This is a genomic window from Lentzea kentuckyensis (genome assembly GCF_002150765.1).
GTDB classification, from domain to species: Bacteria; Actinomycetota; Actinomycetes; order Mycobacteriales; family Pseudonocardiaceae; genus Lentzea; species Lentzea kentuckyensis.
Window position 1 is genome coordinate 123,760 of sequence record NZ_MUYM01000075.1, and the last position, 8,691, is coordinate 132,450.

At 67.4% G+C, this 8,691-nt stretch carries 11 protein-coding genes; 6 read left to right on the forward strand and 5 right to left on the reverse strand.

Annotated features, from left to right (window positions below):
• Positions 1–21: 21 nt before the first annotated feature.
• From B0F77_RS32370 to B0F77_RS32380, 3 genes are all read right to left on the reverse strand, one after another.
• Positions 22–984, reverse strand: a complete 963-nt coding sequence (locus B0F77_RS32370) for a zinc metalloprotease (protein ID WP_086666814.1) — start codon at positions 982–984, stop codon at positions 22–24.
• A gap of 72 nt (positions 985–1,056) precedes the next feature.
• Positions 1,057–2,160, reverse strand: a complete 1,104-nt coding sequence (locus B0F77_RS32375) for a winged helix DNA-binding domain-containing protein (RefSeq protein ID WP_086666815.1) — start codon at positions 2,158–2,160, stop codon at positions 1,057–1,059.
• A gap of 15 nt (positions 2,161–2,175) precedes the next feature.
• Complete coding sequence (locus B0F77_RS32380) at positions 2,176–4,152, reverse strand: MMPL family transporter (RefSeq protein ID WP_086666830.1); 1,977 nt, start codon at positions 4,150–4,152, stop codon at positions 2,176–2,178.
• Positions 4,153–4,227: 75 nt separating this feature from the next.
• Here B0F77_RS32380 and B0F77_RS32385 point away from each other — a divergent pair, with 75 nt between their 5' ends.
• Entirely contained in the window at positions 4,228–4,695 is a 468-nt protein-coding gene (locus B0F77_RS32385) for a MarR family transcriptional regulator (RefSeq protein ID WP_245848932.1), read from the forward strand.
• Here the strand turns inward: B0F77_RS32385 and B0F77_RS32390 are convergent.
• Positions 4,688–5,281, reverse strand: coding sequence for a maleylpyruvate isomerase family mycothiol-dependent enzyme (locus B0F77_RS32390; RefSeq protein WP_086666816.1), 594 nt, complete (start codon positions 5,279–5,281; stop codon positions 4,688–4,690). The two genes, B0F77_RS32385 and B0F77_RS32390, sit on opposite strands and share 8 nt — an antisense overlap.
• Positions 5,282–5,337: 56 nt before the next feature.
• On the opposite strand from B0F77_RS32390, the gene B0F77_RS32395 reads away from it, so the two are divergent.
• Genes B0F77_RS32395 through B0F77_RS32415 form a run of 5 tightly spaced genes read left to right on the forward strand, consistent with a single transcriptional unit; the run spans position 5,338 to position 8,066 of the window.
• Positions 5,338–6,276 (forward strand): sigma-70 family RNA polymerase sigma factor, encoded by a 939-nt coding sequence (locus tag B0F77_RS32395; protein ID WP_086666817.1) that lies wholly within the window; start codon positions 5,338–5,340, stop codon positions 6,274–6,276.
• Positions 6,277–6,285: 9 nt separating this feature from the next.
• Positions 6,286–6,639 (forward strand): VOC family protein, encoded by a 354-nt coding sequence (locus B0F77_RS32400; RefSeq protein ID WP_086666818.1) that lies wholly within the window; start codon positions 6,286–6,288, stop codon positions 6,637–6,639.
• Positions 6,640–6,648: 9 nt separating this feature from the next.
• Positions 6,649–7,215: a GNAT family N-acetyltransferase gene (locus tag B0F77_RS32405; RefSeq protein WP_086666819.1), complete on the forward strand. Its 567-nt coding sequence runs from the start codon at positions 6,649–6,651 to the stop codon at positions 7,213–7,215.
• A complete protein-coding gene (locus B0F77_RS32410; RefSeq protein ID WP_086666820.1) occupies positions 7,216–7,692 on the forward strand; it encodes an alpha/beta fold hydrolase in 477 nt (158 codons plus the stop codon).
• The gene (locus B0F77_RS32415; RefSeq protein ID WP_086666821.1) at positions 7,656–8,066 is read left to right on the forward strand and encodes an alpha/beta fold hydrolase; all 411 of its coding nucleotides are present in this window, start codon (positions 7,656–7,658) and stop codon (positions 8,064–8,066) included. Before B0F77_RS32410 ends, B0F77_RS32415 begins: the two co-directional genes overlap by 37 nt.
• Here the strand turns inward: B0F77_RS32415 and B0F77_RS32420 are convergent.
• Complete coding sequence (locus B0F77_RS32420) at positions 8,016–8,561, reverse strand: hypothetical protein (protein WP_086666822.1); 546 nt, start codon at positions 8,559–8,561, stop codon at positions 8,016–8,018. The two genes, B0F77_RS32415 and B0F77_RS32420, sit on opposite strands and share 51 nt — an antisense overlap.
• Positions 8,562–8,691 lie beyond the last annotated feature (130 nt).

Sequence of the window (8,691 nt, forward strand, 5' to 3'; positions counted from 1 at the left end):
ACGCCCCTTCCTCACGCTAGGTCACTTGCCGCTGCGGTACGCCGTCCAGGCGTTCTGCATGCGGGTGTTCTGACCGGGGGTGAACTGGTTGTAGCAGGAGTCGTACGAGTAATCCATGTAGTTGTGGATCGGGTCCAGGCCCGGCCGCGAGCAGGAGTCGCGTCCGGTCGGGCAGCCCGACGAGGAGCCGGTCTGCGCCGGGGTGTCCGCGACCGAGTCGTTCGTCGCGGTGCACCCACCCTCGAAGGTGTGGTAGAGACCCATCCAGTGGCCGACCTCGTGCGTGACGGTCTTGCCGAGGTTGAAGTTCGTCTCGGACCCGCCCGGAACACTCGTGTACTTGATGACCACGCCGTCCAGCTTCGGGTCACCCGCGTACCACTGCGGGAACCTCGCGTACCCGAGGCCGTCCATGTCGACCGACCAGATGTTGAGCGTCGCCGCCGTCCCGACCCTGGTCTGGGTCTTCATCGAACGCTCGGCGGCACTGTCACTCTCACCAGCACCGGCGAACCAAGAGTCGTTGGTGTAACGCTTGGTCTGCTGCAGCACGAACGTGAACCCGGTCTTCGCCGCGGCACTCGACTCGACGCCCGCGAAGCCGTCGTTCAGCACCTTGATCTGCTTCGCGATGGCGGCGTCGGTGATGTTGCCCGTGCCGGACGTGTTGCTCACGATGTGGAACACCACGTTGATCGTGCCACCGGCCTCCAGTGCGGCGACTCGGCTGCGCTGGCTTGCCTCCATCACCTTCTTGGCCATGTCGGCGTTCATCTCCGCGACCTGGGCGGCGGAGAGCTCGTTGCTGTCGTGACCTGTGCTGCCGGGCTTTCCGCGCGCGGCGGAACCCCCGTGGCTGTCAACGCACTCGGTGGACGCCGAGCTGATGGCGGTGGCAGGAGCACCGCCGAGCAGGGTGATCGCACCCGCGGCCAGCAGACCGGCCGTGAGGGCCGCGTGGACGCGCTTTCTTGCTTGGAACATTGAGATTTTTCCTCCATGCAGGGACGGAGGAATAGTGACTTACGCATAGGTCCTTTGTGGATCTTGACGTTTTCACAGGTTTCGAACGTGTTCGACCGGCATGCCGGTCCACCAGCGCTGGTAACGGCGGTAGACCTGCGGTTCTCGGTCGCCGAGGAGCTTTCGCAGCGCCCTGGCCTCCTCCGCGAGTCCCGCCCACTGGAACTCGCTCAGGGCGTGGAAGGCGGTCGCCTCGATGCCGCCGTCCTCAGTGGAACGCCAGACCCCCGCCACGTGTCCGTCAACGAGAAGTGTCGGCAGTGTGTCGCCGTTGTTGCGGATCACGAGCTTGCGGTAGTCGTGCGGGATGATCCGGCTGCGGTCGGCGTAGGCGAGCAACGTGCTGTCCCACATGGCCATCAGCCGCGGCGGTGCGGGGGTGTCCTCGTCCGGGATCGTCCGATTTGGAACGTCGTAGTGATCTCCGTCGCGCACCAGGTCCAGCAACGCCAGCGCGTCCCGGATCAAAGGGCGCGACAGCATCGTGAACTGGTTCATGTCCAGGACGGTCGCGGGTCCGAACCCGGTGAGGTAGCGGCGCAGCATCTCCGCCACGCACTCCAGCTGCTCGCGCGGTTCGGTCGCCACTGCCTGATAGGACGGCCGCGGCCCGAACGACCAAGGCCCGCCCGTCGGGGCGTGCACGAGGCCCCCGTAGGTCCGCAGCGCCCACCAGACGCCGGGCTTACCGACGTCACCGACGTGGGAGTGCAGCAACTCCTCGATCTCCGCCTTCTGCCTGGGTGTCGCGGCGAACTCCAGCAGGTGCTCCAGCAGCGCGTCGGCCTGGTCGATCGTGATGTCCATGCCCTTGAACCGCTTGTCGTACAGCCGGGACGACCTGAGCGAGGGCAGCATCGCGTGGTGGAACACCCCGTGATCGGCGGCCGTGACCGCGTGCAGGGTGATCCGCATCAGCGATGCCTTGCGGACCACCCCGTGCGCGAACGCGTCGTCCAGATCGGCCGGGTTGAAGCCCTGGATCCGGTTCCACAGCGCGATGTACGGCGACGCGGGTTCCTGCGCCTGGATCGCGACGACCCTGTCCACAGCGGTCAGCGGGTCGACCGGTTCGCGCTCCAGCAGCATCTGCCGGTCGAGCGTGGCGCGGTTGAGCTGACGTGCCGTGAGGGTCATGTCGGAGATCCTGACTCACCTCAGCTTCGACGGCCACCAGATTCGGCCACCGATGTCCACCGACAACGCCGGCACGAGCAACGACCGCACCAGCAACGTGTCCAGCAGGACGCCGAACGCGACGATGAAGGCGATCTGGGTGAGGAACAGGATCGGCAGCACGGCGAGTGCCGCGAATGTAGCCGCCAGCACCACGCCGGCCGACGTGATCACGCCACCGGTCAGGCTGAGTCCGCGCAACGTGCCCTCGACCGTACCGAGTCGTCGAGTTTCCTCGCGGACGCGCGTCATCAGGAAGATGTTGTAGTCGATGCCCAGCGCCACCAGGAAGACGAACCCGAACAGCGGCACCACCGGGTCCGAGCCGGGGAAGTCGAAGACGTGGTTGAACACCAGTGCCGACACACCCGTCGTGGCCGCGAACGACAGCACCACCGTGCCGATCAGCAGCACCGGCGCCAGCAACGACCTCAGCAACAGCGCCAGCACCAGGAAGATCACCACCAGCACGATCGGGATGATCAGCAACCTGTCGTGCTCGGAGGTCGTCCTGGTGTCGAGCAACGTCGCCGTCTGCCCACCGACCTTCGCGCCGTCGATCCCGTGCACCGCGGCGCGAATCCGTTGCACGGTCTCGACCGCCGCGTCCGAGTCGGGCGCGTCCTTCAGCGTGGCCTCGACGCGGACCAGTCCTTCGGCGGTGCCGGCGGGCCGCAGGTCCGCGACACCGTCCACCTTGGACTTCTGCAGGACCTCGGCGGTCCTGCTCTCGGCGGCGATGATCACCGTCGGTGATCCGGCACCGCCGGGGAAGTGCCTGGACAGCATCTCCTGGCCCACCACGGATTCGACCTCGGTGAGGAACACGTCGGACTGCGCGGTGCCCGAGGCCTTCAGCTGCGGCAGGAACGCGGCACCGGCCAGCAGCACCAGCGTCGTGACGATCCAGATCGCGCGAGGCCGGTGGCGCACCAGGTTCGCGACCCGGCCCCACAGTCCGCTGGTCTCCGGATGTGGCGAGCCGAGCTTCGGCGCGAACGGCCAGAACGCGGCACGTCCGAACAACGCGAGCGTCGCCGGCAGGAACGTCATCGTGGTCAGCAACGCGGCGGCGATACCAATAGCGGCAACGGGTCCGAGGCCCTTGTTCGAGTCGAGATCGCTGAACAGCAGGCACAGCACACCGAGGATGACCGTGCCGGCGGACGCCGCGATGGGCTCGATCGTGCCGCGCCAGGCCGTGCGGATGGAGGTGTACTTGTCTTGAGTGTCACGGAGTTCTTCGCGGAATCTCGACACCAGCAACAACGCGTAGTCCGTTGCCGCGCCGAACACCAGGATCGAGAGGATGCCCTGGCTTTGGCCGTTCAACGCCAGCACGTCGTTCTTGGCCAGCAGGTACACGACGAAGCTCGCGAGTCCGAGCGCGAACACCGCCGACACCAGCACGACGACCGGTAGCAGCGGACTCCGGTAGACGACGAGCAGGATCAACGCGACCACCGCGCCCGCGACGACCAGCAGCAGCCCGTCGATCCCGCCGAACGCCTTGACGAGGTCGGCTACCTGCGCAGCCGGTCCCGTGACCAGCACTTTCAGGCCTTCCGGGGCGTTGCGGGCACCGTCGCGCAGCTCCACGACCGAGTCGCGGACCTCCTTCGCCGGGTCGAGCAGCACGACGAGCTGGGCAGCGTCCTTGTCGTTCGGCGCGGGAATCACCGGCGATGCCTGGAATCCCTGGCCGCGCTCGGCCAGGAATTTCCTGTCCTCCTCGGTCAGCCCGCCGGGCCGTTCGACGACGATGATCGCCGGGATCGCGTTGGCACGCTGGAACTTCTTCTGCAGCTCGGCGACCTGGGTGGACTCGGCGGAGTTCGGCAGGAACGCGCTGCTGTCGTTCTCCGCGACCTCCGAGAGCCTGCCCGCGTACGGCCCGGTGAACCCGCCCAGCGCGAGCCAGACGACGAGCAGCACTCCAGCCAGGACACGCATCAGCATTTCCTTCGATCGTCGAACCTTTCGATCGTCGAACTGTATGCTTGCGTGGTGGGCGAAGCAAGTGATGCCGTGAGTGAAGCAAGTGACTACGACCTGAGCATGCTGGTGCGCGCGTTGGTGATGGAGTCGAACCGGTTCCTGGAGATCTTCAGCGCTGCTCACGAGCTGCATCCGACCGACATGACGGCGCTGAACCTGATCATGACGGCCCGCTCCCCCCTGACACCGGGCACGCTCGCGAAGGCGCTGAACCTCAGCGCGTCGGCCACCACGTCCGTGCTGGACCGCTTGGCCAGGGCCGGCCACGTGGTCCGCGACCGCGATCCGGACGACCGTCGCCGCGTCGAACTCCGCGCGCTCGACGCGGCGACGGCCCTGGCCGCGACGTTCTTCCAGCCCCTCGCCCGCGAGTACTCCGCCGCGTGGGAGAAGCTCAGCGCGGAAGATCGTCAGGTCGTGGCCGGGTTCCTCGCCGGGACGACCGAGGCGACGGCGCGCGTGCGCGACGCCGTGATCTCCTCGGACACCGTCAGCTGAGCCTGCCCGGCGGCAGCGTCCGTCCGCACACCAGGAGCAGCAGGTCCTGCGCCAGTCCCCGGACCGGTCTGCCCTCGCCGAACGTCCAGTCCAGGTCCGTGGCCTCGAGCCGTTTGCCGTCGAGATCCGCTCCGAAGTACTTGACGTGTCTGGGGGTCACCCCGGCGAGCACGATCTTCAAACGGTCGTGCGGCACCTCGCGGTCCAGGCCGAGCGCGACCGTGATGTCGAGACCGTGGATGACGTCGTGCGAGAGCGCGCCCGCCGCACCACCGCCGGGCGGGGTCCAGGGATGGTCGATGTTGTCCTGCACTGCCCTGACCAGTTCATTTGTGGACAGCTTCGCCGCGTCGACCCTGGCCATGCGGTCGGAGGCGTGGTTGAACCGGCCTCCGGACTTCAGCGTCTCCTTGAGCACACGGCCCGTCGAACTCCGGTACGGCAGCGTCGTGTGCGCGATGACCTCCTTCACGCGCCAGCCCGCGCAGAGGCTCGGCGCGTTCCATTGCTCCTCGGTGAGCCCGGCGAGGAGTTCGACCTGGTCACGCCGTTCGGCCGCTACCGCTCGTCTGATGTCTTCGGTCATGTTCGTTCTTACGAGCCAGCCGACGAAAACTCATCGGTCCGCGTAGGGTCCTTTGCGTGATCGAGACGCTGGAGCCGTTCCGGATCGAGCTGACCGGCTACTGCTACCGCATGCTCGGCTCCGGTTTCGAGGCCGAGGACGCCGTGCAGGAAACTCTCGTACGCGCGTGGAAGGCCTACGACAGCTTCGACCCGTCGCGCGCCTCGTTGCGGACCTGGGTCTACCGCATCGCCACGAACATCTGCATCGACATGCTGCGGTCCGCCCAGCGCCGCGCGGTGGCCGTTGATCTGGGACCGGCCGGCGGGGAGATCGGCGCGCCCCTGTCCGAACGCGTCTTCGTGCAACCCGTGCCGGACGCGAAGGTGCTGCCCGAGGACCAGGCGATCCGCAAGGAGACCGTGCGGCTGGCGTTCGTGGCCGCGCTCCAGCACCTGCCACCACGGCAGCGTGCGGTGCTGATCCTGCGTGATGTGCTGGCGTGGCAGGCTTCCGAGGTTGCGGAGCTGCTGGACATCTCGGTGGCTTCTGGCAACTCCGCCCTGCAACGGGCCCGCGCCACCTTGCGGACGGTTGATCCTGGCGAGCCGCTGAACGCCTCCGACCCGGTGCAGAAGTCGCTGCTCAGCCGGTACTGCGAGGCTTTCGAGCGGCACGACGTGCGAACTTTGGTCGCTCTACTGCACGAGGACGCGACGATGTCGATGCCGCCGTTCAGCTGGTGGTTGCGGGGACGCGGGCCGATTTCGGTGGCTTTGAGCGATCCGAACGCGGCGTGCAAGGGTGCGTGGCTGGTGCCGGTCCAGGCCAACGGCTCGCCCGCGTACTGGCAGATGCGGCCAGGGATGGACCAGCCGTTCGGGCTGGTGTTCCTCGACGTGCGGGATGGGCTGGTCACGGGCAACACCACGTTCCTGAACGTGGACGAGTTGCTGCCGATTTTCGGCGCACCGATGAGTTCCGCGCGGCCGCCCCGTATCTCCTTGGACGACTAGGAGGAGTCCATGGCGATCCAGCCCATCATCGTGACGCCGAACCTGAAGGCGGTGCAGGCGTTCTACGAGCAGGTTCTCGATGCTTCGGAGGTGTTCCGGTATCCGCCGAAGGGGCGGGTGTTCTACAAGACGCTTCGGATCGGGGATGCCGAGCTCGGGCTGGTCGCCGAGAAGGCTGACGTGTCCGTGCCGTCGCGGATCGCGTTGAGCATCGGGGTGGACGACGTCGACGCGTTGCTGCCACTGGTCGAGCCCGCGGGTGGACGGGTGCGGGGACCGTCCAACGACATGCCGTGGGGGCAGCGGGTCGCGCACGTCTTCGATCCGGACGGAAACCCCGTGAACCTCACCCAGGACCTCTAGCCTGGTCTCGTGATCCGCATCGTGCCGTCGGACGAGGTGCCGTGGGAGGACGTCGAGGCGATCTTCGACGGTTCCGAGCCCGGCAAGTGCCACTGCCAGCGCTACAAGGTCAAGGGCTGGCTGTGGCGTGACTCCACGCTCGACGAACGCGTTGCCGCGCACGAGGAGCAGTCCGCGCGTGGCAGCGGTCTCGTGGCCTATGTGGACGATCAGCCGGCCGGATGGGTCGCGGTCGAGCCCCGGTGCGACTACGCCAAGCTGCTCGACATGCCCATCCCCTGGAAGGGCCGCGCCGAGGACAAGGACGACGACGGCGTGTGGGCCGTGACCTGTTTCGTGGTGCGCAAGGGTTTTCGCCGGCAGGGGCTCACCTACGAGCTGGCGGCGGCGACCGTCGAGCACGCTCGCAAGAACGGGGCCAAGGCGGTCGAGGCGTATCCGATGATCGCCGCGCCCGGTCAGAACGTCACCTGGGGCGAGCTGCACGTGGGTGCGCGCCAGGTGTTCGAGGAGGCCGGGTTCACGCAGGTCACGCATCCCACCAAACGACGATTCGTGATGCGGGTGGACTTCTGAGTGAACTTCGACGAGATCGTCATCCGCACCGACCGGCTGGACTTCCCCGCACTCGCCGCGGGTGACGGACCGATCGTCGTGTGCTGGCACGGCTTTCCCGACCACCCGGCGTCGTTCGGTCCGCTCGCCGAACGCCTGGTCGGCAGTGGCCGCAGGGTAATCGTGCCGTTCCTGCGCGGGCATCACCCGTCGACGTTCGACCAGCTGCCGTTCAGCGACGGGCTCACGCTGGCTGCCGACGCGGCCGCCGTCAACGCGGCGTTGTCCGACGAACCGCTGGACGTGATCGGGCACGACATCGGTGCCGGGGTGGCCGGGCGGCTCGCGGCGATCCGGCCGGACCTGGTGCGCGGGGTCGTCGCGATGTCCGTGCCGCCGCCGCGACGTTGCGCCGGATCTTCGACGATCCCGCGCAGCAGCAACGGTTCTTCTACCTGTTCATGTTCCAGGTGCACGGTGTCGCCGAGGGGCTGCTGAACGACACGCTGATCGACTACCTGTGGCGCACCTGGTCGCCCGGCCTTTCCGGGATGCCGGAGTACGTCCGGGAGATGTACGCGGATCCGAAGCTGCGCGCCAACGCGTTGAAGCTGTACCGGGCGAACTTCGACCGGTCGCTGCACGATCCAGCACTCGCCGACCTCGCGACACTGGCTGAGAATCCGGCGCAGGTCCCGATGCTGGTGCTCGCCGGTGCCGACGACGGCTGCGTCACCCCGGACAACTACGCCGACGCCGCCACGGGTCTCGCCCCTGGTTCGCGGGTCGAGATCGTGGCGGGCGCCGGGCACTTCCTGCAACTAGACCGCCCCGACGAGGTCGCGGCGCTCGCGCTTGACTGGCCGCGCTGACTTGCGGATCCGCCCCCACGGCTTGAACACGGACAACACGTAGGCGAACAGCAGCAACGTCGGCGCGACCACGACCGGGTGCATGAGGTCGGACGGGATCACCGCGGTCGGGTCACCCGCCAGCATCCGCCGGCCGATCCGTGCCGCCTCGGCCACGCCGGGCCGCAGCGCGAACGCGATCAGCAGCGACATGCCGATGTTCAGGAACAGCTTGATGGCGACCCACCAGTACTTCACGAGCCCGTACTTGCTGCCGACCCCGAGCACGACACCGGAGATCATGCAGACGATGCTGGCCCAGAACATCGGCCAGATCGCGAACACGTCGATCGCCTGCACGGCAACGCCCGCGGTATTGAAGTCCGAAGTGGACAGCGCGACCACGACGAGGATCCCCAGCGCGAGGTCGATGCCGAGCCACGCCGCCGCCGACAGGACGTGCACGAGCAGCACGGCCTTGCGGGCGCGACCGCTGAGCTTGCGGGTGGTAGTCATCGCGGTGCACTCCTTCTCTCGTGGTGTCGCGTCTTACTCTCGCGACCACGAGCGCGCGCATCATCCGCTCACGCTCTGATCTCGCGTACGTCAGATTGCGTACGCGCTGCTAGTGCTTTGTCGGGTTGCC

What these genes read in the sequence shown, in the direction of transcription:
- B0F77_RS32370 (WP_086666814.1), bottom strand. Translation starts at nt 984, where the DNA reads ATGTTCCAAGCAAGAAAGCGCGTCCACGCGGCCCTCACGGCCGGTCTG.
- B0F77_RS32375 (WP_086666815.1), bottom strand. Translation starts at nt 2,160, where the DNA reads ATGACCCTCACGGCACGTCAGCTCAACCGCGCCACGCTCGACCGGCAG.
- B0F77_RS32380 (WP_086666830.1), bottom strand. Translation starts at nt 4,152, where the DNA reads ATGCGTGTCCTGGCTGGAGTGCTGCTCGTCGTCTGGCTCGCGCTGGGC.
- B0F77_RS32390 (WP_086666816.1), bottom strand. Translation starts at nt 5,281, where the DNA reads ATGACCGAAGACATCAGACGAGCGGTAGCGGCCGAACGGCGTGACCAG.
- B0F77_RS32400 (WP_086666818.1), top strand. Translation starts at nt 6,286, where the DNA reads ATGGCGATCCAGCCCATCATCGTGACGCCGAACCTGAAGGCGGTGCAG.
- B0F77_RS32415 (WP_086666821.1), top strand. Translation starts at nt 7,656, where the DNA reads ATGTTCCAGGTGCACGGTGTCGCCGAGGGGCTGCTGAACGACACGCTG.
- B0F77_RS32420 (WP_086666822.1), bottom strand. Translation starts at nt 8,561, where the DNA reads ATGACTACCACCCGCAAGCTCAGCGGTCGCGCCCGCAAGGCCGTGCTG.